This is a genomic window from Inhella proteolytica, from assembly GCF_016093275.1.
Lineage (GTDB): Bacteria > Pseudomonadota > Gammaproteobacteria > Burkholderiales > Burkholderiaceae_C > Inhella > Inhella proteolytica.
In genome coordinates this window covers 53,805-73,381 of record NZ_JAEDAK010000009.1, presented here as the reverse complement: position 1 = coordinate 73,381, position 19,577 = coordinate 53,805, and the positions used below count along the sequence as shown (strand labels likewise).

16 protein-coding genes are annotated in these 19,577 nt (G+C 69.0%); 11 read left to right on the top strand and 5 right to left on the bottom strand.

The features are described 5' to 3' along the window. The first annotated feature begins 4 nt into the window (after nucleotides 1-4). Genes recO through acpS form a run of 3 tightly spaced genes read left to right on the top strand, consistent with a single transcriptional unit; the run spans nucleotide 5 to nucleotide 1,931 of the window. Nucleotides 5-760, top strand: coding sequence for a DNA repair protein RecO (recO, locus tag I7X39_RS13825; protein WP_198111752.1), 756 nt, complete (start codon nucleotides 5-7; stop codon nucleotides 758-760). After that, a complete protein-coding gene (locus tag I7X39_RS13820) occupies nucleotides 757-1,539 on the top strand; it encodes a pyridoxine 5'-phosphate synthase (RefSeq protein ID WP_198111751.1) in 783 nt (260 codons plus the stop codon). Before recO ends, I7X39_RS13820 begins: the two co-directional genes overlap by 4 nt. After that, nucleotides 1,536-1,931, top strand: a complete 396-nt coding sequence (acpS, locus tag I7X39_RS13815; RefSeq protein ID WP_198111750.1) for a holo-ACP synthase — start codon at nucleotides 1,536-1,538, stop codon at nucleotides 1,929-1,931. The genes I7X39_RS13820 and acpS overlap by 4 nt, the downstream gene beginning before the upstream one ends. A 53-nt stretch (nucleotides 1,932-1,984) precedes the next feature. Here acpS and I7X39_RS13810 read toward each other — a convergent pair whose 3' ends face one another. Further along, complete coding sequence (locus I7X39_RS13810) at nucleotides 1,985-4,969, bottom strand: Rne/Rng family ribonuclease (protein ID WP_198111749.1); 2,985 nt, start codon at nucleotides 4,967-4,969, stop codon at nucleotides 1,985-1,987. A 615-nt stretch (nucleotides 4,970-5,584) separates the two neighbouring features. Here I7X39_RS13810 and I7X39_RS13805 point away from each other — a divergent pair. From I7X39_RS13805 to I7X39_RS13780, 6 genes are all read left to right on the top strand, one after another. Continuing rightward, the gene (locus I7X39_RS13805) at nucleotides 5,585-6,541 is read left to right on the top strand and encodes an RluA family pseudouridine synthase (RefSeq protein WP_232351956.1); all 957 of its coding nucleotides are present in this window, start codon (nucleotides 5,585-5,587) and stop codon (nucleotides 6,539-6,541) included. Then, nucleotides 6,538-7,194, top strand: coding sequence for an HAD-IA family hydrolase (locus I7X39_RS13800; RefSeq protein ID WP_198111747.1), 657 nt, complete (start codon nucleotides 6,538-6,540; stop codon nucleotides 7,192-7,194). Before I7X39_RS13805 ends, I7X39_RS13800 begins: the two co-directional genes overlap by 4 nt. Beyond that, nucleotides 7,187-7,597 carry a Rieske (2Fe-2S) protein gene (locus tag I7X39_RS13795; protein ID WP_198111746.1) on the top strand — a complete coding sequence of 137 codons (411 nt, stop codon included), beginning with the start codon at nucleotides 7,187-7,189 and terminating at the stop codon, nucleotides 7,595-7,597. Before I7X39_RS13800 ends, I7X39_RS13795 begins: the two co-directional genes overlap by 8 nt. Then, nucleotides 7,594-8,610 (top strand): S49 family peptidase, encoded by a 1,017-nt coding sequence (locus tag I7X39_RS13790; RefSeq protein ID WP_198111745.1) that lies wholly within the window; start codon nucleotides 7,594-7,596, stop codon nucleotides 8,608-8,610. Before I7X39_RS13795 ends, I7X39_RS13790 begins: the two co-directional genes overlap by 4 nt. Beyond that, nucleotides 8,607-10,223 (top strand): gamma-glutamyltransferase family protein, encoded by a 1,617-nt coding sequence (locus tag I7X39_RS13785; protein WP_198111744.1) that lies wholly within the window; start codon nucleotides 8,607-8,609, stop codon nucleotides 10,221-10,223. The genes I7X39_RS13790 and I7X39_RS13785 overlap by 4 nt, the downstream gene beginning before the upstream one ends. Nucleotides 10,224-10,402: 179 nt before the next feature. Further along, nucleotides 10,403-11,704 carry an MFS transporter gene (locus I7X39_RS13780; RefSeq protein WP_198111743.1) on the top strand — a complete coding sequence of 434 codons (1,302 nt, stop codon included), beginning with the start codon at nucleotides 10,403-10,405 and terminating at the stop codon, nucleotides 11,702-11,704. Between the two features lie 111 nt (nucleotides 11,705-11,815). On the opposite strand, the gene I7X39_RS13775 is transcribed toward I7X39_RS13780, so the two are convergent. Beyond that, nucleotides 11,816-12,439 carry an OmpW/AlkL family protein gene (locus I7X39_RS13775; RefSeq protein ID WP_198111742.1) on the bottom strand — a complete coding sequence of 208 codons (624 nt, stop codon included), beginning with the start codon at nucleotides 12,437-12,439 and terminating at the stop codon, nucleotides 11,816-11,818. Between the two features lie 160 nt (nucleotides 12,440-12,599). Then, complete coding sequence (ugpQ, locus tag I7X39_RS13770; RefSeq protein ID WP_198111741.1) at nucleotides 12,600-13,325, bottom strand: glycerophosphodiester phosphodiesterase; 726 nt, start codon at nucleotides 13,323-13,325, stop codon at nucleotides 12,600-12,602. Nucleotides 13,326-13,464: 139 nt separating this feature from the next. Here ugpQ and I7X39_RS13765 point away from each other — a divergent pair, with 139 nt between their 5' ends. Beyond that, nucleotides 13,465-17,349, top strand: a complete 3,885-nt coding sequence (locus tag I7X39_RS13765; protein WP_198111740.1) for a DUF3683 domain-containing protein — start codon at nucleotides 13,465-13,467, stop codon at nucleotides 17,347-17,349. On the opposite strand, the gene I7X39_RS13760 is transcribed toward I7X39_RS13765, so the two are convergent. Beyond that, a complete protein-coding gene (locus tag I7X39_RS13760) occupies nucleotides 17,346-18,134 on the bottom strand; it encodes a substrate-binding periplasmic protein (protein ID WP_198111739.1) in 789 nt (262 codons plus the stop codon). The genes I7X39_RS13765 and I7X39_RS13760 overlap by 4 nt on opposite strands. Nucleotides 18,135-18,191: 57 nt before the next feature. On the opposite strand from I7X39_RS13760, the gene I7X39_RS13755 reads away from it, so the two are divergent. After that, nucleotides 18,192-18,623, top strand: coding sequence for an HIT family protein (locus I7X39_RS13755; RefSeq protein WP_198111738.1), 432 nt, complete (start codon nucleotides 18,192-18,194; stop codon nucleotides 18,621-18,623). Here the strand turns inward: I7X39_RS13755 and I7X39_RS13750 are convergent. Continuing rightward, a complete protein-coding gene (locus I7X39_RS13750; protein WP_198111737.1) occupies nucleotides 18,612-19,430 on the bottom strand; it encodes a substrate-binding periplasmic protein in 819 nt (272 codons plus the stop codon). The genes I7X39_RS13755 and I7X39_RS13750 overlap by 12 nt on opposite strands. Nucleotides 19,431-19,577 lie beyond the last annotated feature (147 nt).

Sequence of the window (19,577 nt, the reverse complement as noted above, 5' to 3'; positions counted from 1 at the left end):
CAAGATGGGCGCATTGAGCGCCTATGTGCTGCACAGCTACGACTGGAGCGATTCCAGCCTGGTGCTGGATCTGTTCACGCGCGAGCAGGGCCGCCTGGCCGTCGTGGCCAAGGGAGCCAAGCGCCCGACCTCGCAATTGCGCGCCGTGCTCTTGCCCCTGCAGCCCCTGCAGGTGCAGTTCACGCGCGGCAAGGGCCAGGAGCCCGCGGAGGTGCACACCCTGCGCAGCGCCGAGTGGCTGGGTGGTCACCCGCTGCCCCAGGGCCCGGCCCTGCTGGCCGGCTACTACCTGAATGAACTGCTGATGCGTCTGCTGCCGCGATCGCAGCCGCATCCGGGACTGTTCGAGCCCTATGCCGCCGCGGTGGCCGGTCTGGCCCTGAACCCCGAATCCACCGATACCTGGTTGCGCGCCTTCGAGCTGATGCTGCTGCACGAGCTGGGCTGGCTGCCCGATCTGGCGCAGGACAGCCTGCAGCAAGGCGAGTTGCGCGCCGGCCGCGCCTACGGCTTGTCGCCGGAGCTCGGTCTGGTGAGTGCTGCTGACGGGCTCGATGCGGCTGACTGGCAGGCCCTGGCGGCCGCACTGCCGGAGGGCGTCCCAGGACTGGTGCGCTGCCTGGCCGGCCTGGCGGAGCGCGCGGCGCTGAAGTCGTTGCTGCGTGGGGTGCTGCAATACCATCTTGGCCACCAGCCTTTGCGCAGCCGTCAGGTGCTGCACCAGGCCTACGAACTCCTGCCCCCCAGCTCACGTCGATGAACCCTTTGATGGCCCCGTTCGCGGCCGATGCGCGTTGCGCCCTGTCGGTCAATGTCAACAAGGTGGCGCTGCTGCGCAATACCCGGCACCTGGGCATCCCCAGCGTGCTGCGCGCGGCCGAGCTCTGCCTGCTGGCGGGCGCCCAAGGCATCACCGTGCATCCGCGCCCGGACGAGCGGCATATCCGCGCCAGCGACGTGCATGAACTGGCCCAGCTGATGAAGCAATGGCCGCAGGCCGAGTTCAACATCGAAGGCAACCCCACGCACAACCTGATGGAGCTGGTGCGCACGTTGCGCCCGCATCAGGCCACCTTCGTGCCCGACAGCGTCGAGCAGTTCACCTCCGACCATGGCTGGAACCTGCCGCAAGACGGCGCGCGCCTGGCGCCGCTGATTGCCGAGTGCCGCCAACTGGGCGTGCGGGTCAGCTTGTTCATGGACGCACTGCCCGAGGCCATGGTCCATGCGGCCGCCCTGGGCGCCGATCGGGTCGAGCTCTACACCGAACCCTATGCAGCGGCGCATGGCGGCCCCACGCAAGCCGTGCAACTGGCGCGCTACGCAGCCGCAGCCCAGGCCGCGCTGGCAGCCGGGTTGGGCGTGAATGCCGGACATGACCTGAACCGCGCCAATCTGACCGACTTCCTGCGCGCCGTGCCTGGTGTTCAGGAGGTGTCGATCGGTCATGCCTTGATTGCCGACGCGCTGGAGCTGGGCTACGCCGAGACGGTGCGCGATTACCTGCGCTGCATCCAGAACGCCTACCGCCCGCAGTGATCGTCGGCATCGGCACCGATCTTTGCGACATCACCCGCATTGCTGGGGTGCTGGCGCGGCAAGGGGAACGCTTTGCCGAACGTGTGCTGGGGCCGGAAGAGCTGAGCTTCTTTCGGGCGCGCCGGGCACGCTCCGAGGCACGCGGCGTGGCCTTTCTGGCCACACGCTTTGCGGTCAAGGAGGCGTTCTCGAAGGCGATCGGCCTGGGCATGCACCAGCCCATGAGCTGGCGCGCCTGCCAGACCCTGCCCGGGCCGGGCGGCGCCCCGCAGATCGTGCTCAGCGGCGCGCTGAAAACCTGGTTCGAAGCGCGCGGCTGGCAGGCCCTGGTCAGCCTGAGCGACGAGCGCGAGATGGCCAGCGCCACGGTGCTGGTGCAGCGCCTGCCCTGAGCCCCAAAGAAAAACCGCCCCGGAGGGCGGTTTTTCGCAGGCGCTGATCCGAATCAGGCGTCGAAAGGCAGACGCACCTGGTTCAGATCCTTGCGGGTCTCGACCAGCACCAGTGGCCCCTGATCCAGCATGGGAACCGGCGGGCGTTCGCGTGGCACTTGCACCGGCTTGGGCTCCGCTGCCATGGCGGCCTGCACGGCGGCCACCTTGTCGGTGTCCGAGTGCACCCACTGCAGGCCGGCTGCGTCGGCCAACTGCTGCAGTTCACCCAGCGGCAGCTCGAAGCGCGCTGCGGTGGGGGCCACAGGGGTCGGTGCGGCGGCAGGTGCGGCGGCGGGAGCTTTGGCCGGCTGTTCGATCGGTGCGGCGCTAGCGGGCGCTGCCACGTGGATGGGCTCCGCAACGTCCAGGGCTGCCGGTGCTGCTTCCTGCGGCGCGGCAGTCACCGCGCCGAGCTCGAGCTGCTGCGGGCTGGCGGATTCCACGCCAGCGTCAGCCACCGAAGCCTCGCGATCACGGCGCGGGCCGCGCCGGCGACGACGACGCCCTTCCTCCGGCTCGTGCCCTTCGGCCAGGTCATCGTTCGGGGTCTCGGCATCGGCTTCCACGGTGCCGAGCGCGGCATCCGGTGCCAAGGGCACGGTCTCGGCAAAGCCGTCGGCAGCGGCCTCGGTCGGCTGGCCTTCCTCGCCCTCGGCGCGGCCACGGCGGCGGCGGCGACGACGGCCCTGGCGTTCCTCGTTCAGGGAATTGGACGTGGGCTCGCCGTGCAAGGGCTCGATGCGCTCATCGGCATCCGGAGCCTTGCTGTCGACGAAGGCGGGCGGCGCTTCGTGCAGTTCTTGCGGCGTGGGCGGCAGCGGTGCGCTGGCGGCCAGTTGCTGGGCGGCTTCGGCGTTCTGCGCTTCGCTGTGCTCGCGGCGCTCGCCACGGTCACGGCGGCGGCGCTTGCCATCCTCGTTGCGGGGGCTGCCGTCGCGGTTTTCGCGCGGAGCCTGGGCCTCGCGGCTCTCGCGCGGCTCGCGGGCCTCCCGCGGCTCGCGGTGGTCGCGGCCCTCACGGGCGATCGCGTCGGACTTGGGCGGGCGGTTGTCGTTGCGGGTTTCGTCCGCGCTGCGCTCCACGCGCTTGCGCTCGCCGCCACGCTCGGAACGCTCACCGCGCTCCGCCTTGTCACCCCGCTCGCCGCGATCACCACGGCGGTTGCGGTCGCGGCCGCCACGGTCGCCACGCTCACCGCGCTCGGCCTTGGGCTTGTCGGCGGCAGGAACGGCCGGCGCCGGGGCGCTGACCGGCGGCACCAGGTCGGGGGCGCCGCCAAAGAGCTTCTTGATCCAGCCGAAGAAGCCGCCGCCCGCCGGGGCCGGCGCTGCAGCCACCGGGGCCGGGGCGGGAGCCATCACCGGGGCCGGCGCTGGCACGGGTGCGGCAGGGGCCGGTTGATCCGGCAGTACGCCCTTGATCAGTGGCTGCTGGCGCGGCTTGGCCGTTTCGCGGCGCGTGATGCTCACGTCCTCGCTCGGCTCCTCGATCATGGTGTAGCTGGCCTTGAACGCATCCAGACGAGGGTCGTCGTGGCGCAGGCGCTCCAGCTTGTAGTTCGGTGTGTCGAGGTGCGGGTTGGGGATCAGCAGCACGTTGACGCGCTGCTTCAGTTCGATCTTGGTGATCTCGGCGCGCTTCTCGTTCAGCAGGAAGCTGGTCACTTCCACCGGCACCTGCACATGCACGGCGGCGGTGTTGTCCTTCATGGACTCTTCCTGGACCATGCGCAGGATCTGCAGCGCCGAGCTCTCGGTGTCGCGGATGTGGCCGGTGCCATTGCAGCGGGGGCAGGTGATGTGGCTGCCTTCGCTCAGCGCCGGACGCAGGCGCTGACGGCTCAGTTCCAGCAGGCCGAACTTGCTGATCGAGCTGAACTGCACGCGGGCGCGGTCGTGGCGCAGGGCATCGCGAAGGCGGGTCTCCACCTCGCGGCGGTTCTTGCCCTCTTCCATGTCGATGAAGTCGACCACGATCAGGCCGCCCAGGTCACGCAGGCGGCACTGGCGGGCGATTTCGTCGGCGGCTTCGAGGTTGGTGCGGGTGGCCGTCTCTTCGATGTCCGAACCGCGCGTGGCACGCGCCGAGTTCACGTCCACCGACACCAGGGCCTCGGTGTGGTCGATCACGATGGCGCCGCCCGAGGGCAGGTTCACCGTGCGGCTGAAGGCCGTCTCGATCTGGTGCTCGATCTGGAAGCGGCTGAACAGCGGCGCGTCATCGCGGTAACGCTTCACACGGTTGGCGGTGTCCGGCATCACGTGGGCCATGAACTGCTTGGCCTGCTCGTAGATGTCGTCGGTGTCGATCAGGATCTCGCCCACGTCCGCGTGGAAGTAGTCGCGGATGGCGCGGATCACCAGGCTGCTCTCCTGGTAAATCAGGTAGGCGCCCTTGCCGCCCTTGGCCGCGTCGTCAATCGCGGTCCAGAGCTTGAGCAGGTAGTTCAGATCCCACTGCAGTTCGGCGGCCGAACGGCCGATGCCGGCCGTGCGGGCGATCAGGCTCATGCCCTTGGGGTAGTCCAGGCTCTCGAGGTTCTCCTTGAGTTCCTCGCGGTCCTCGCCCTCGATACGGCGGCTCACGCCACCGCCGCGCGGGTTGTTGGGCATCAGCACCACGTAGCGACCCGCCAGGCTGATGAAGGTGGTCAGCGCCGCGCCCTTGTTCCCGCGCTCTTCCTTTTCCACCTGGACCAGCAGTTCCTGGCCTTCCTTGATGACGTCGTTGATGCGCGCATCGCGCACCGCCACGCCTTCCTTGAAGTAGCTGCGGGCGATTTCTTTGAAGGGCAGGAAGCCGTGGCGGTCTTCGCCGTAATCGACGAAGCAGGCTTCGAGCGAAGGCTCGACGCGCGTGACGACGGCCTTGTAGATATTGCCCTTGCGCTGTTCGCGACCTTCGATTTCGGTTTCGAAGTCGATCAGCTTCTGGCCGTCAACGACGGCCAGGCGACGCTCTTCGGGCTGCGTCGCATTGATGAGCATGCGTTTCATCGGTTGTTCACTCTCCACGGGTCAGGCGCTGCCGGTTCGGGCAGCAACGACGCGCGTGCGGTGGAAAGAACCGAGAGGAAGGAATCGCCCTGGGCGACGCGATCAGCTGCTTGGGAAAAAGAAGCTTCGCGAGGCGTTGGCACGGGCACGCCCTCCGCCCCCGGCGAGCGCTGCGTGCCCAGCCCCTGCGGACCAGCGGCAACGCCCGGCCCGCGCGCGCTGAAGCGGGGCGCGGCGGTCGGGGCGGCGGCTGAAGGCCGGGGAGGGGGAGGCGGGGAGCATTCGCGGTGGAGTAGGAGAAACGCGCGAGGCGCGCCTGCCATGGAGGCGGCAGGCACACCGGAAACCTTGTTCGGGTGTCGACGGGTGCCAAATCGGGTTCGGCACGGCGCCAACGGGTTCAATCACACTGCACTGCCAGACAAGCTTTCTGCCGCCGGCGCCACCTTGGGGCGCGGGCCTGCCACAAAACCGGGCCTGGTGCATCACGGGTGTCATCAGCGCGGCGCATAAAATCTTGCGAATCAACGACTTACGACGCAAATGACGGGCCGCATTATAGAAGCCAAAGCCAGACGGCCAGTTGCGCAAAGCCCGAAACCCGCGCAAACCCCAATGCCCGCCGCCAAAGTGCGCCTGCAAACGGTGGATGAGGGCTCGGCCGGGCAGCGCCTGGACAACTACCTGCTGCGCGAGCTCAAGGGCGTGCCCAAAACGCATATTTATCGCGTGATCCGGGCTGGCGAAGTGCGCGTCAACAAGGGCCGCGCGCAGGCCGACACCCGGCTGGAGCTGGGCGATGTGGTGCGCATTCCGCCCGTGCGGGTGGCGGAGCGGCCGGCAGACGCCCTGGCCGAGTTGGCCCCGCCGCGCGAATTCCCGCTGTTGTTCGAGGACGAGCACCTGCTGGTCATCGACAAACCCGCCGGCGTGGCCGTGCACGGCGGCTCGGGCGTGAGCTTCGGCGTCATCGAGCAGCTGCGCCGCGCGCGCCCGCAGGCCAAGTTCCTGGAGCTCGTGCACCGCCTGGACAAGGAAACCAGCGGCGTGCTGGTGCTGGCCAAGAAGCGCTCGGCCCTGACCCATCTGCAGGACCAGTTCCGCGGCCGCGAGACCGGCAAGACCTACGCTGCCCTGGTCTGGGGCGATTGGCCGGAAAAGCTCAAGGTCATCGACGTCGCCCTGCACAAGTTCCTGGATGCCGACGGCGAGCGCCGCGTGCGCCAGGTCACCAGCAGCCACGATCCGGCCGCCGAGCAGGCCAAGCGCTCCATCACGCTGGTGAAGGTGGTGAAGCGTCTGGGCTGGGCGACCCTGTTGGACGTGACCATCAAGACCGGCCGCACGCACCAAATCCGCGTCCACCTGGCGGAGGCCGGCCATGCCATCGTGGGCGACCCGAAGTACGGTGACTTCGCGAAGAACAGGGACATGGCGCGCGGACCGCGGCGTTTTGAGCGCATGTTTCTGCACGCCCGTCGCCTGCAGTTCGCCCACCCCCAAACCACCGCGCAGCTGGTCTGCGAGGCGCCCCTGCCGACCGAGTGCCGGCGTTTGATCGAGACCGCATGAACCCCCGTTTTGAGCTGCTGGCCTTTGACTGGGACGGCACCCTGTTCGACTCCACCGCCTGCATCGTCAAGAGCATCCAGGCCGCGGCGCGCGAGTTCGGCCTGCCCGAGGTGCCGACCGAACGCGCGCGCCATGTCATCGGCCTGGGCTTGGAGCCGGCGTTGCAGATCGCCGTGCCCGAGTTGCCGCGCGAGCAGTACCGCGAGCTGGCGAACGCCTACCGCCGGCACTACTTCGCCACCGTGCATGAGGTGACCCTGTTCGAGGGCGTGCCCGAGCTGCTGCATGAACTGGCTGGCCGTGGCCACCGCCTCGCCGTCGCCACGGGCAAGAGCCGCCGGGGCCTGGATGAAGCCCTGCGTCAAGTGGGCCTGCACGATTTGTTCGAGGCCACGCGCACGGCGGATGAGACCGCCAGCAAGCCCAATCCGCAAATGCTGCACGAGCTGATGGACGAACTTGGCGTGCCCGCCCACGCCACCTTGATGATTGGCGACACCACGCACGACCTGCAGTTGGCCGCCAATGCGGGGACGGCGGCGTTGGCCGTGGGTTTTGGCGCCCACGGGCACGAGGAACTGCAGAGCCTGCGCCCGCTCGCCCTGGTGCACGACGTGCCGGCCCTGGCGCACTGGCTGCGCACCCATGGTTGAGCCGCTGCGCGTCTGCCCGAGCGACGTGCTGGAAGAGCGCGGCCTGGGCGTGCAGTGGGAGCTGCGCTACTGCGGCATGGAAGAGCGCGCCTTTGCACTGCGCATCGACGGCCAGGTCTACGCCTACCTGAACCGCTGCGCCCATGTGCCCACCGAGCTGGACTGGCAGCCCAACGAATTTCTGGACACCGAAAAGCGCTACATCCTCTGCGCCGTGCATGGTGCCGTCTACTCGCCCAAGACCGGCGCCTGTGTGATGGGCCGCTGCGGCCGCGCCGGCCTCATCCCGGTGCGCGTGGCCGAGTTCGACGGATTCGTGCATTGGTATCCTTCCGACACCCTTCAGCCGCCCCTTGAGCCTGCGGCCCCAGCCCCCGGAGAGCCGACGGCTCCTGCCCCATGAACCCGAACGATCCGCCGGTCCTGCCGGACCCCACCCCGGAGCCGGCCGAGATGCTGCGTGCCGCGGCCGCCGCTCCCGCCCCTGCGGCCGCACCCAGCCACGAAGCGCTGGCCCTGCAGCTGGCGCGCGACTACCTGGACGAGAAGCGGCGCGAGCGCCGCTGGCGCGTTGGCATGCGCCTGGCCTGGCTGCTGCTGGGGGTCCTGCTGCTGTGGCAGCTGTGGGCGCAGCAGAACCCGGCGGCCGTGTCCGGCACGCCGCACACCGCGCTGGTGGAGGTGCACGGCGAGATCGCGCCCGGTACCGAAGCCAGCGCCGAGGTGCTGGTGTCGGCTCTGAAGAACGCCTTCGCAGACCAGGGCGCGCGCGCCGTGGTGCTGCGCATCAACTCGCCCGGCGGCAGCCCGGTGCAGGCCGGCATCGTCTACGACGAGATCCGTCGCCTCAAGGCTCTGCATGGCAAGCCGGTCTATGCGGTGGTGGAAGACATCTGCGCCTCGGGCGCCTACTACATCGCCGCTGCGGCCGATCAGATCTTTGTCGACAAGGCCTCGATGGTGGGCTCGATCGGCGTGCTGATCGATGACTTCGGCTTCAGCGGCCTGATGGGCAAGCTGGGCATCGAGCGCCGCCTGATCACGGCGGGCGCGCACAAGGGGCTGCTCGATCCCTTCTCGCCCCTTCCCGAGAAGGAGCGTGCGCTGGCACAGGCCATGATCGACGAGGTGCACGAGCAGTTCATCGCCGTGGTGCGCGAGGGCCGTGGCAAGCGGCTCAAGGAAGACGGCGAGACCTTCTCCGGCCTGGTCTGGAACGGCAGCCGAGCGGTCGAGATGGGCCTGGCCGATGCCTTCGGCAACCTCGATCATGTGGCGCGCGAGGTGGTCGGGGCCGAAGAGGTGATTGACTACACCCCGCATGACAACGTGGCCGAACGCCTGGCCAAGCGTTTTGGTGCGGCGATGGGGGAAGGGGCCGTGAAGGCTCTGCGCCACAGCCCGAAGCTGCAATGAACTTCGACTGGGCCGCCGGCTACCCGAGCCAGCGCAGCCCGGTGTTCGGGCGTCGCGTGGTGGCCACCAGCCACCCGCTGGCGGCGCAGGCCGGCCTGCAGATGATGCTCCGCGGCGGCAATGCGGTGGACGCCGCGATCGCCAGCGCCGCCTGCATGACCCTCGTGGAACCCTGCAGCAACGGTCTGGGCTCGGACGCCTTTGCGCTGGTCTGGGCCGATGGCCACTTGCATGGCCTGAACGCCAGCGGCCCCGCGCCGGCGGGCTGGACGCCCGACTACTTCCGCGGCCACGCGAACATGCCGCAGCGCGGCTGGGACGCGGTGACGGTGCCCGGCGCCGTGGCCGGCTGGGCCGCGCTGCACCAGCGCTTCGGCTCGCTGCCCTTTGCTGACTTGCTGCAGCCGGCCATCGAGATCGCCGAGCAGGGCTACGCCGTGCCCGTGGGCGTGGCCGACAAATGGGCGCGCGCGGCCCAGGTGCCGGAGCTGGCCGGTGGCGCCGGCTTCGCCGAGGCCTTCCTGCCCCACGGCCGGGCGCCGCGGGTGGGGGAGCGCTTTGCCTTCCCCACCGCCGCACGCAGCCTGCGTCTGATTGCCGAGACCCGCGGCGAAGCCTTCTACCGCGGCGAGATTGCCGCGGCGCTGGAGCGCTTTGCGCGCGCCGGCGGCGGGCTGTTGCGCGCGGCGGATCTGGCGGCCTACCAGCCCGAGTGGGTGGCTCCGATCGCCACCGACTTCCAGGGCCACCGCGTGCATGAGATCCCACCCAACGGCCAGGGCATCGCCGCCTTGATGGCCCTGGGCATGGCGCGCCATCTGGACCTGGGCCGCCACCCGGTGGACGACTGGCGCACGCAGCACCTGCTGATCGAGGCGATGAAGCTGGCCTTTGCCGATGTCTATCGCTACGTGGCCGAGCCCGCCGCCATGCCCTTTGGCAGCGCTGCGCTGCTCGATGCTGATTACCTGCGCCACCGGGCGGCGCTGATCAACCCGCAACGTGCGCAGGACTTTGGCGCCGGCAATCCCGTCAAGGGCGGCACCATCTACCTGACGACGGCCGATGCCGGTGGCATGCAGGTCAGCTTCATCCAGAGCAACTACATGGGCTTCGGCTCCGGCCTGGTGCTGCCGGGCTACGGCGTCAGCCTGCAGAACCGCGGTGCCTGCTTCACCATAGAACCCGGTCACCCGAACCAGGTCGGGCCGGGCAAGCGGCCCTTCCACACCATCATCCCGGGCTTCCTGACCCGTGACGGTGCGGCCCAGATGGGCTTTGGCGTGATGGGCGGCAATATGCAGCCGCAGGGCCATTTGCAGACCCTGGTGCGCATGCTGGTCTATGGCCAGCATCCCCAGGCTGCCTGCGATGCCCCGCGCTGGCGCTTCAACCAGGGCCTGCACCTGAACGCCGAGCCGCATTGGCCGGCCGCCACGCTGCAGGGCCTGCAGGACGCCGGCCACCAGATCGGCGACATCCACGACAGCTACCAGGACTTCGGCGCTGGCCAGTTCATCTGGCGATTGGGTGAGCCACAAGGCAACCCGGCGGTGGACGGCTATGTGGCCGCCAGCGATCCGCGCCGTGACGGCGCGGCCGTGGCGTTCTGATCCGGCCTTCCAAATGACGATGGTCACGGTGGGGGCGAATCGCTACCATCCGCGCCTTCCACTCGCCATCCTTCCAGCCCATGACCAAGCTGCTTGACGCCACCTGAGGACCCGCTCCCTCACCCCCCGGCTGCATCCCTGCGGCTGTTGCGTCTTGCCTGCTTTGCTGGAGTTTCCCGATGTTGAACGCATGCCTCGCCTGGCTGCGCCAGCGCTTTGCGCTCCCTCCTGAGGACCTGTTGCGCGACCGCGTCTACCGGCGCCTCTGGACCTCGATCCTGATCTCCTCCCTGGGTGGCCAGATCACCCTGCTGGCCCTGCCGCTGACGGCGGCCGTGCTGTTGCACGCCAGCCCCACCCAGATGGGCCTGCTGACGGCGATGGAGATCGCGCCCTTCGTGCTGTTCTCGCTGCCGGGCGGCGTGTGGCTGGACCGCGTGCGCAAGCTGCCGGTCTACGTCGTCGGCGAGTTGTCCATGGGGCTGGCCCTGCTGACGGTGCCGATCGCCCATTGGATGGGCTGGCTGGGCATGGGCTGGCTGTATGGCGTGGCCTTTCTGCTCGGCTGCTGCTACACGATCGCCGGCAGCGCCGCGCAAATCGTGCTGACCCAGGTGGTGCCGCGCGAGCGCCTGGTGGAGGCCCATGCGAAGAACGCGCTGGCCAGCAGTGGCCCGGAAGTCGTAGGCCCCGCGGTGGCGGGCCTGTTGATCAAGCTGGTGGGCGCGCCACTGGCGCTGGCGGTGGATGCCCTGATGCTGGCGCTGTCGGCCGCCATCCTGAGGGGCATCCATGTGGTCGAGCACCTGAGCGAGCGCAGCGGGGCCGGTTTTCGGGAGGAGCTCGCCGTGGGCCTGCGCTTCGTGCGCAGCCAGCCGCTGCTGCCGGTGCTGGCTGCCACGGTGGGCGGCTGGCAGCTCTGCCACAACGCCGCGCTGGTGGTGCAGATCCTGTTTGCCACGCGCGAACTGGGCATGAGCAGTTCGGCCGTCGGCTTGAGCTACGTGGGCCTGGGCGTGGGCACGGTGCTGGCTTCGGTGTTCGGGCATCGCATCAGCGAGCGCCTGGGGCCCGGGCCCTGCCTCGTGACGGGAATCGCCATCTCGGCCCTGGGCTGGGGCGTGCTCGCTCTGGCGCCACTGGGGCCCTGGGGTGTGGCGGCCTTTGCCACCATGCTGAGCCTGTTTGGCGTCGGGGCGGTGCTGATCTTCATCAACTTCCTGTCCCTGCGCCAAGCCGTGACGCCGCAGCCCCTGCTGGGCCGCATGACCAGCACGATGCGCTGGCTGATCCTGCTACCCGCCGGACCCGGCGCCCTGCTGGGTGGCTGGTTGGGCGAGCACTTCGGCCTGCGCGCGGCGCTGGGCTTCGCTTGCGGCGCCGGCCTGCTGCTGGCGGCGGTGGCCTGGCGCAGCGCCACCATCAGCGGCGTGCGCGCCCTGCCCAAGATCGACCACGACGCTGCTGCCGCCGCAGCTTAAGGGCGGTCCAGGCAGGAATGGATCAAGTGCCGCCGTGGAACTGGCTTTGCCAGGCCACTGGTGGCGCCCCCTGGGGGGAGGCGGCCACTTGGGCCGCTTCGGGGGGGGGGCTTAAAACTTCTTGCCGATGCCGATGCTGAACAGCACGGGGTCGACCTTGAACTCGCCGACCTTGGTGCCCTTGGACTTCACATCGGTGCCGATCTGCACCTTCTTCACGTCGACGTTGAAGACCCAGTTGTCGGCCATCGGGACGTCAAAGCCGGCGCCATAGGCGAAGCCCACGCTGGTCTTCTTGATCGACGGGTCCAGCGCGGCGACCACAGCGGGGTTGAACTTGACCGACGAGAAGTGAGTCAGGTTCAGGCCGGCGCCCACATAGGGGCGGAAGCCCATGCCGGTGAAGTGGTACTGCAGCGAGAAGGTGGGCGGCAGGTGCTTCAGCGTGCCGATCTGGGCGTTGCCCGAGCGGATGTCGTGCTTCTGCGGGTAGGTCAGCACCAGCTCGGCCGCCAGATTGGGCGTGAAGAAGTAGCTGATATCGACCTCGGGGAAGGTCTTGTTGTTGACCGACAGGGCCAGCGGGGTGCTGTCCTTGTTGGCCGAATCCAGATGCAGGGCGCGGACGCGCACCAGCCAATCGCCTTGCGCCTGAGCCTGCGCCGGCACGGCAACGAGCAGGGTGGTGGCGGCCACGGTGGCCAGGGCGAAGAGGGCGACGTGCTTGCGGGACATGGTCAGTGACTCCGGGTGGGTTGGGAATGGAGCCATTGCACCGGTCGGAGCGCGGCCGCCGTTTGATCAGGGTCAACCCTGGGGTCGCGCTTTGTGCGTTGCAGCAAACGCTTTGCGCTGGATCAGATTGCGCAGGCCGCCTGTTGCCGCGCGGCCACGCTCAGGCGTCGCGCAAGTCCAACTGGTCGGTGATCAGCCCATCGATGCCGGCGGCCCGCAGGCGCCGCACTTCGGCCGCCTCGTTCACCGTGTAGCTGAGCGCCTTCAGGCCCTGGGCATGCAGGGCGGCGATGGCGGCGGCATCCAGGCTGGCGTGGTGGCACACCACCGCGCAGGCGTGCAGGGCCAGGGCCTGCTGTGGGGCATCGGCCTGCCAGCGCTCCAGCAGCAGAGCCAGCGGCCAGCCGCCATCGGCCGCGTGGGCGGCGCGCAGGGCTTCGGGATCAAAGGAGCTCAGCAGGGGCGGGCAGGGCGCTTGCCAATGCGTGCGAAGCCAGCGCGCCACACCGGTGCCCACGCGCTCGGATTGGCCGGGGCTGGGCTTGAGCTCCAGGTTCAGGGCCAGATCCCCGGCCACAGCCCGTTCGGCCAGGGCGGCCAGGCTGGCGGGCGGCTCGCCGGCGAAGGCGGGGGCGAGCCAGCTGCCCGCATCCAAGCGCTGCAGGGTGGCCCAATCCAGCGCGCAGGCCAGGCCCGCGCCATTCGTGGTGCGCTCCAGCGTGTCGTCGTGTAGCAGGAAGGGCACGCCATCGGCGCTGAGTTGCACATCGCATTCGAAGCCGCGAAAGCCGGCCGCCTGACCCACGCGGAAGGCGGCCAGGGTGTTTTCGGGGGCTTGCTTGCCGGCGCCGCGGTGGGCGATCCAGAAGGGGTAAAGCCAGGCCATGGGTGTCTCCATTCAGCTTTCGTCAGGGAAGCAGGCTGGGCGGCTACGCCTAGGCTCAGTGCCTGTAGGGCGAAGGCAGCTGAGCTAGTATCCCCAACCCCCTGACGCTGCCTCCCGCAGCGCCCCGAGGTCCCCGCCCATGAATGCAGCGTTGCCGCTGACCGCCCCGGTCGCCGCCCCCGAGATCGACGAGCAGGCCCCCGCACGCCTGCGCGAGATTCCTTACAACTACACCTCGTTCTCCGACCGCGAGATCGTGCTGCGCCTGCTCGGCCCGCGAGCCTGGGCCCTGGCCGAGCAGCTGCGCGGCCAGCGCAACACCGGCCGATCCGCGCGCATGCTGTACGAGGTGCTGGGCGACATCTGGGTGGTGCAGCGCAACCCCTACCTGGAAGACGACCTGCTGGCCAACCCGCGCCGGCGCGACGCCCTGGTGGAGGCGCTCTACCACCGCTTGCGCGAGGTAGATCGCCGCCGAGACCCCAGCAAGGACCCTGAGCGCGACGCCCTGGTGGGCGAGCTGCTCGACCAGGCCGGCCAGGCGGTGCAGCGCTTTGCCGCGCGCTTCCGCGAGGTGTGGGATTTACGCAAGCGCACGGCCAAGGTGCTGGGCAAGCACACCGCCAAGGACAACATCAAGTTCGACGGCCTCTCGCGCGTCAGCCACGTGACCGACGCGACCGACTGGCGCGTCGAGTACCCCTTCGTGGTGCTGACGCCCGACACCGAGGCCGAGATGGCCGGGCTGGTGGCGGGTTGCATCGAGCTGGGCCTGACCATCATTCCGCGTGGCGGCGGCACCGGCTACACCGGCGGCGCCGTGCCGCTGGTGTGGAAGAGCGCGGTCATCAACACCGAGAAGCTCGAAGCCCTGCGCGGCGTGGAGATGCTGCAGCTGCCGGGCCTGGACCGTGAGGTGGCCACCATCTACAGCGAGGCCGGCGTGGTGACCCAGCGCGTGGCCGACCTGGCCGAGCAACACGGCTTCGTGTTCGCGGTGGACCCCACCAGCGCCGAGGCCAGCTGCATTGGCGGCAACATCGCCATGAACGCGGGCGGCAAGAAGGCGGTGCTGTGGGGCACGGCGCTGGACAACCTGGCCTCCTGGCGCATGGTGACGCCGGACGCCAAGTGGCTGGAGGTGGTGCGCCTGAACCACAACCTCGGCAAGATCCACGACGTCGAGACGGCCAGCTTCGAGCTGCGCTACTTCGACGCCAGCGGCAAGACCCTGGAGCGCACCGAGCGCCTGGACATCCCCGGCAAGCTGTTCCGCAAGGAAGGCCTGGGCAAGGACGTCACCGACAAATTCCTCGCCGGCCTGCCCGGCATCCAGAAGGAGGGCTGCGACGGCCTGATCACCAGCGCCCGCTGGGTGGTGCACCGCATGCCCAAGGCCGTGCGCACCGTGTGCCTGGAATTCTTCGGCAACCCCAAGGACGCCGTGCCTTCGATCGTCGAGATCAAGGACTACCTGTTCGCTTCCACCAAGGAAGGCAAGGCCATCCTGGCCGGTCTGGAGCACCTGGACGACCGCTACCTGAAGGCGGTGGGCTACGCCACCAAGAGCAAGCGCGGCGGCTTCCCGAAGATGGTGCTGATCGGCGACATCGTGGGCGATGACGAGGCCGAGGTTGCGCGCGCCACTTCGGAGGTGGTGCGCATCGCCAACGCACGCAGCGGCGAAGGCTTCGTGGCGGTGAGCGGCGACGCGCGCAAGAAGTTCTGGCTGGACCGCAAGCGCACCGCGGCCATCGCCAAGCACACCAACGCCTTCAAGATCAACGAGGACGTGGTGATCCCGCTCGAGCGCATGGGCGAGTACACGCTCGGCATCGAGCGCATCAACATCGAGCTCAGCCTGCGCAACAAGCTGGAGCTGGTGGATCGCCTGCAGGCCTTCTTCCAGCAACCCCGCCTGCCTCTGGGGCGCAGCGACGACGCCAGCGAGATCGGCAGCAGCGAGCTGCTGGAAGACCGCGTGGTGCAGGCGCTCGCGCTGATCAACCAGGTGGGCGAGCAGTGGCAGCGCTGGCACGATGAGCTGGACCTCCCCAGAACGGGCGAGGCGAGCTTCTTCGAGCAACTGCAATCCGGCCAGGCCCGCGCCAGCTGGAAGCGCGAATTGCTCAAGCCCTTGCAGGCCCTGTTCAGCGGTGCGGCCTACGCGCCCATCATCGAAGGCATCCGCGCCATCCACCAGGAGGTGCTGCGCGGCCGCGTCTGGGTGGCGCTGCACATGCACGCCGGCGACGGCAATGTGCACACCAACATCCCAGTCAACTCCGACAACTACACGATGCTGCAGACCGCCCACGAGGCGGTGGGCCGCATCATGAAGCTCGCTCGCTCGCTCGGCGGCGTCATCAGCGGCGAGCACGGCATCGGCATCACCAAGCTGGAGTTCCTGACCGACGCTGAGCTGGCCGGCTTTGCCGACTACAAGCACCGCATCGACCCCGAGGGCCGCTTCAACCGCGGCAAGCTGCTGCGCCTGGGACAGGACAAGGAAATCCCCTTTGCCGATCTGACCAACGCCTACACGCCGTCCTTCGGCCTGATGGGCCATGAGTCGCTGATCATGCAGCGCTCGGACATCGGCGCCATCAGCGACTCGATCAAGGACTGCCTGCGCTGCGGCAAGTGCAAGCCGGTGTGCGCCACCCATGTGCCGCGCGCTAATCTGCTCTACAGCCCGCGCAACAAGATCCTCGCCACCTCGCTGCTGATCGAGGCCTTCCTCTACGAGGAGCAGACGCGGCGCGGCATCAGCGTGCAGCACTGGGAGGAGTTCGAGGACGTGGCCGACCACTGCACTGTCTGCCACAAATGCGCCAGCCCCTGCCCGGTCAAGATCGACTTTGGCGATGTGTCCATGAACATGCGCAACCTGCTGCGCAAGATGGGCCAGAAGAGCTTCCGCCCCGGCAATGCCGCGGCGATGTTCATGCTCAACGCCACCAACCCCGAGACCATCAAGCTCGCGCGCAGCGCCATGGTGGGCGTGGGCTTCAAGGCGCAGCGCCTGGCGCACGATGTGCTCAAGAAGTTCGCGAAGAAGCAGACCTCGGCACCGCCCAGCACCGTGGGCCCCGCACCGGTGCGCGAGCAGGTCATCCACTTCATCAACAAGAAGCTGCCCGGCGGCCTGCCCAAGAAGACAGCGCGGGCGCTCTTGGACATCGAGGACAAGGACTACGTCCCCATCATCCGCAACCCGGCCACCACGACGGCGGACACCGAGGCGGTGTTCTATTTCCCCGGGTGCGGCTCGGAGCGCCTGTTCAGCCAGGTGGGCCTGGCCACCCAGGCCATGCTCTGGCACGCCGGCGTGCAGACCGTGCTGCCGCCCGGCTACCTGTGCTGCGGCTACCCGCAGCGCGGCAGCGGCCAGTTTGAGAAGGCGGAGCAGATGATCACCGACAACCGGGTGCTGTTCCACCGCGTGGCCAACACCCTGAACTACCTCGACATCAAGACCGTGGTGGTGAGCTGCGGCACCTGCTTCGACCAACTGCAGGGCTACCGTTTCGAGGACATCTTCCCCGGCTGCCGCATCGTCGACATCCACGAGTACCTGCTGGAAAAGGGCATCAAGCTGGAAGCCGGTGGCGCCTACCTGTACCACGACCCCTGCCACAGCCCGATGAAGCAGCAGGAGCCGATGAAGACCGTCAAGGCGCTGGTGGGCGAGCAGGTGCTGCAGAGCGCGCGCTGCTGCGGCGAATCGGGCACGCTGGGTGTGACGCGCCCCGACATCAGCACGCAGATCCGCTTCCGCAAGGAAGAGGAGCTGCGCAAGAACGCCGCGCAAATTGCGCCGCAGGGCGGTGACGTCAAGATCCTGACGAGCTGCCCGAGCTGCCTGCAGGGCCTGAGCCGCTATGGCAATGACCTGCAGAACGGCTTGCTGGAGGCCGACTACATCGTGGTCGAGATGGCCAACAAGATCCTGGGCGCGAACTGGATGCCGGAGTACGTGGCCAAGGCGAATGCGGGCGGGATTGAGCGGGTGCTGGTCTAAGGGCCGGGCTGTGGCCGGTTGCCGTGGCGCGCCAGGATGCGCGCCAGGCTGCCATCGCGCGCCATCGCAGCCAGTGCCTCGTTGTAGCGCGCCACGAACTCAGGCGCGGTGCTGCGCTTGCTGAAGGCGGTGTAGGAGGGCTCGCTCTCCACCACCAGGGGTGCGGGCGCCAAGCGCTCATCCAGGGCCAGGCGGCGCAGTTCGTAGGCGGCGGTCAGCTCGTCCACCAGCATGCCGTCGATGCGCTCGCGGTCCAGCATCAGCCACAGGCTGCGCCGGTTCACCACGGTGTGGATATGCGGCTGCAGGGCCGGATCCTGCTGCAGCGCGCTGAACTCAGGCCCGTAGACGACGCCGGGCAGCACCCCGAGCGTGACGCCGCCCTGCAGCCACTCGCGCAGGTTGCGCGCCCTGAAGCCGGGTAGGTCGGCGCGGCGCACGAACAGGCGCTTGCGGGCCTGCAGCACCGGGGCGGAAAACCAGGCAAAGCGCTCGCGCTCGGGGCGGCGGAAGGCGCTGCCCATCATGTCCAGGCTGCCGGCTTCGAGCTCGCGCAGGCCGCGGCCGAAGGGCATTTCCTTGAACTCCAACTGGCAGCCCAGGCGGCGCATCAGCTCCTGATTGATTTCGATGTCGATGCCCTGGAGTTCGCCATCGGCTCCACGCGCGCTGTAGGGGGCGTCGTCACTCCAGCGCAGGCTCTTCACGCAGGCCGGCGCAGGCAGGCCCAGGCCCAGGGCCAGCAGGGGCAGGAGGAAGCGCAGCAGCGAAGGCTTGCGAAACATCGCGGGTGGTGGAATGCGGGCTTGTTCGATGCTAGCCGCGGGCTGCCGCGCGCCACCATGAAATCCTGCCCGCTCTGCGCCACCGAAGGTGGCCTGACCCTGTACCGCGATGAGCTGTTGCGCGTGGTGCGGGTGACGGACACCCCCGAGCACCCGGCCTTCTACCGGGTCATCCTGAACGCCCACGTGGCGGAGTTCAGCGCGCTGCCGCGCACGGAGCGGGAGCGCTTGATGGAGACCGTTGTGGCGGTGGAGCGGCTCCTGCTTGACACCCTGCGCCCGGCCAAGATCAACCTCGCCAGCCTGGGCAATGTGGTGCCCCATCTGCACTGGCATGTGATTGCCCGCTTCGCGGACGACGCCCAGTTCCCGGCGCCCATCTGGGCCAACGCCCAACGTGAACGGCCCACCGCAGCGCTGCAGGCCCTGCAGGCGCAATGGCCTGTACTGGATGCCCAGATCGCCCAGGCCGCGGCTTCAGTGCGCTGAGCCGACCGGGCGCTGCAGCGCGCCGCGGGCATCCAGCCCGTAGGGGGCCAGCAGGGTGGCGTAGCGGCCACTGGTCTTCAGCGTCTGCAGTGCGCCGTTGAAGCGCTCGACGAACTCGGCCTCGGTGCTGTGCCGGCTCCAGGCGCTGCCGCCGCGCTCGACGGCCAGCGCCAGCTCGCTGGGCACGATCAGATCCTGCAGGCCGAGGGCGCGCAGCTCGTGCACGCCGGTCAGCTCGTTGGCCAGCACGCCGTCAAGCCGGTGGCGCGCCAGCATTTGCCACAGGCTTTGCCGGTAGGGCACCTGGACGATCTGGCCGCGATACCTGCGATCTTCCAGCAGGGCCACGAACTCGCTGCCATAGGCCACCCCGGTCTGGCCGCCCAGGCGCCAGCCGGCGGCCACCAGACCGGCTAGGCGCAGATGCTGGGTGGGGCCGGTGTCCGGGCGGCGCACGAACAGCACATTGCGCAGCTGCAGCAGCGGGCGCGAGAAGCGCGCATAGGCCTCGCGTTCGGGCCTCGCCAGCGTGGCGGGGATCACGTCCACCTCGCCCGCGCGCAGGGCGGCCAGGGCGCGGGCGAAGGGCAGCTCCTGCAAGCGCAGCTCGCAACCCAGCAGGGCCAGCAGTTCGCGGTGCAGCTCGATTTCAATGCCCCCCACGCTGCCGTCGGGCAGGCGCATGGTGTGGGGCGGGTCCTCGCTCCAGGCCAGCGTCTTGACGCAGGCTGCTCCGGCGGGCACCGCCATGCCGAGCAGGCCGAGCAGCAGGCTGGCAAAAGCCTGGGCAAGGGCGCGGCGGGACACGGCAGGCGGCATGGGCGATTTGAGTGTGGAGGGCCTGGCTGACGCCAAGCTGGCGCGCCCGGGAGCAGGCAGGCACCCGCATGGTGCGGGCTGTGCGCAGTGTGGTGCAAGATGGGTTTCACCTTGCTCCGAAGTGGGGCGCGGGCC

Bases quoted from the DNA above. Each gene is read 5' to 3' on its own strand.
- I7X39_RS13800 (WP_198111747.1), top strand. From the start codon at position 6,538: ATGAACCCCCGTTTTGAGCTGCTGGCCTTTGACTGGGACGGCACCCTG.
- I7X39_RS13755 (WP_198111738.1), top strand. From the start codon at position 18,192: ATGAAATCCTGCCCGCTCTGCGCCACCGAAGGTGGCCTGACCCTGTAC.
- ugpQ (WP_198111741.1), bottom strand. From the start codon at position 13,325: ATGGCCTGGCTTTACCCCTTCTGGATCGCCCACCGCGGCGCCGGCAAG.
- I7X39_RS13765 (WP_198111740.1), top strand. From the start codon at position 13,465: ATGAATGCAGCGTTGCCGCTGACCGCCCCGGTCGCCGCCCCCGAGATC.
- I7X39_RS13820 (WP_198111751.1), top strand. From the start codon at position 757: ATGAACCCTTTGATGGCCCCGTTCGCGGCCGATGCGCGTTGCGCCCTG.
- I7X39_RS13790 (WP_198111745.1), top strand. From the start codon at position 7,594: ATGAACCCGAACGATCCGCCGGTCCTGCCGGACCCCACCCCGGAGCCG.
- I7X39_RS13785 (WP_198111744.1), top strand. From the start codon at position 8,607: ATGAACTTCGACTGGGCCGCCGGCTACCCGAGCCAGCGCAGCCCGGTG.
- I7X39_RS13760 (WP_198111739.1), bottom strand. From the start codon at position 18,134: ATGTTTCGCAAGCCTTCGCTGCTGCGCTTCCTCCTGCCCCTGCTGGCC.
- recO (WP_198111752.1), top strand. From the start codon at position 5: ATGGGCGCATTGAGCGCCTATGTGCTGCACAGCTACGACTGGAGCGAT.
- I7X39_RS13810 (WP_198111749.1), bottom strand. From the start codon at position 4,969: ATGAAACGCATGCTCATCAATGCGACGCAGCCCGAAGAGCGTCGCCTG.
- I7X39_RS13775 (WP_198111742.1), bottom strand. From the start codon at position 12,439: ATGTCCCGCAAGCACGTCGCCCTCTTCGCCCTGGCCACCGTGGCCGCC.
- I7X39_RS13795 (WP_198111746.1), top strand. From the start codon at position 7,187: ATGGTTGAGCCGCTGCGCGTCTGCCCGAGCGACGTGCTGGAAGAGCGC.
- I7X39_RS13780 (WP_198111743.1), top strand. From the start codon at position 10,403: ATGTTGAACGCATGCCTCGCCTGGCTGCGCCAGCGCTTTGCGCTCCCT.
- I7X39_RS13805 (WP_232351956.1), top strand. From the start codon at position 5,585: ATGCCCGCCGCCAAAGTGCGCCTGCAAACGGTGGATGAGGGCTCGGCC.